Origin of the sequence: Bradyrhizobium sp. PRIMUS42 (assembly GCF_023006515.1) — a bacterium.
Classification (GTDB): domain Bacteria; phylum Pseudomonadota; class Alphaproteobacteria; order Rhizobiales; family Xanthobacteraceae; genus Bradyrhizobium.
Genome location: NZ_JALBGZ010001221.1, coordinates 1 through 1,114 on the forward strand (window position 1 = coordinate 1; position 1,114 = coordinate 1,114).

Sequence of the window (1,114 nt, forward strand, 5' to 3'; positions counted from 1 at the left end):
GCCGCCGCCGGTCGCCAGCACCACCGGCCCGCCGTCGAGCAGCCGCGCGATCACCCGCGCCTCGCCGTCACGGAAATACAATTCGCCGTGGCGCTCGAAGATCTCCGGGATGGTCATCTGGGCCGACGTCTCGATCTCGGTGTCGGCATCGACGAATGGCAGCTTGAGCCTGAGAGCCATGCGACGGCCGATGGTGGATTTGCCCACCCCCATCATACCGACGAGCACGATCGAGCGCGCGCCCAGCGCCGACAGGATGTCGGCATCGGACGAAGCTGGTATCGGCAACGCGGCGTCGGACATTGTCTCGCTCGGATGGATCTCGCTCGATCTGCCGCCAAAGGCGGCATGCTTTGGCCACCTATACGACCCCGCAGGGGGCCTCGCCAGAGGACTCTTGCCACGAAACGGCGAACATGTTGGATGATTTCATTGGTTAATTTGCCCGCCAAGCCCCTATACAAGACCCCTCTAGAGACCCCAGAACGATGCCCAGCCTGTTCCGCTTCCTGACGGCCGTCGCCGTGATCGCCGGCATCGTCTATGGCGTGGTCTTCGCGCTGGCGAACTTCGTCAATCCGAAGCCGCGGGAAATGACGGTGACGATCCCGCCGGATAAGTTTCTCAAGAAATAGGAGCTAGCCTCCAGGGCATGGCTACCTCGCCCTCCGATAGCAAGCTCACCGGCCTGTTCCTCGACATGCTCGCGGCGGAACAGGGCGCCGGGCCCAACACGCTCGACGCCTACCGCCGCGACCTCACCGATTTCTCGGAGTTTCTGGGCCGCGTCGGCCACAGTTTTGCGGACGCCGAAACGCAGACCTTGCGCGACTATCTCGCCGACCTCGACACACGCGGCTTCAAATCCACCAGCGTCGCCCGCCGCCTGTCGGCGATGCGGCATCTCTATCGCTTTCTCCTCAACGAGCGCATCCGGAGCGAGGACCCCGCCGCGATCCTGTCCGGGCCCAAGCGCGGCCGCAGCCTGCCGAAGGTGCTGTCGATCGCCGATGTCGACCGCATGCTCCGCCGCGCCAAGGAATTGAGCGAGGCGCAGGATGCCTCGCCCGCGAAGCGGCTGCGCAGCTTGCGGCTCTATTGCCTGCTCGAGGTG

At 64.9% G+C, this 1,114-nt stretch carries 3 protein-coding genes; 2 read left to right on the forward strand and 1 reads right to left on the reverse strand.

From position 1 onward, the window contains the following. On the reverse strand, positions 1-303 hold a 303-nt coding region (locus MOV75_RS39210; RefSeq protein WP_309487015.1), incomplete at its 3' end, for a shikimate kinase. A gap of 185 nt (positions 304-488) precedes the next feature. On the opposite strand from MOV75_RS39210, the gene MOV75_RS39215 reads away from it, so the two are divergent. Together MOV75_RS39215 and MOV75_RS39220 are read left to right on the forward strand one after the other, a co-directional pair. Next, the gene (locus MOV75_RS39215) at positions 489-635 is read left to right on the forward strand and encodes a hypothetical protein (RefSeq protein WP_063198124.1); all 147 of its coding nucleotides are present in this window, start codon (positions 489-491) and stop codon (positions 633-635) included. A 17-nt stretch (positions 636-652) separates the two neighbouring features. Beyond that, positions 653-1,114 (forward strand): site-specific integrase (locus MOV75_RS39220; RefSeq protein ID WP_247008203.1); only part of this gene is annotated, 462 nt, incomplete at its 3' end.